The 235-nt window shown below is 68.1% G+C and carries 1 pseudogene; it reads right to left on the reverse strand.

Annotated features, from left to right (window positions below):
* Positions 1 to 235, reverse strand: a pseudogene (locus ACPYOG_RS20855) (sensor histidine kinase); the annotation flags it as partial.

Raw genomic sequence — 235 nt, forward strand, 5'->3', positions numbered from 1 at the left:
ACCCAGGAGAGCCCGAGCACGGTCACGCTGACGACGGACAGGAACGCGAATCGCAGCGCGACGCTGGCGCTCGTGCTCGACAGCAGGTCGTAGTACCCCTGCGAGACGGCCGCGGTGACCGTCCAGTACAGAGCGGCGACGACCGCACCCACGTCGGCGGAGATGAGCTCGGCCCCGCGGACGATCCGATCGCCGTACGCACCTGTCGCGTACAGCACGACAAACACACCGCTGT

It is taken from the genome of Leifsonia sp. HAY1-4F, assembly GCF_056755275.1.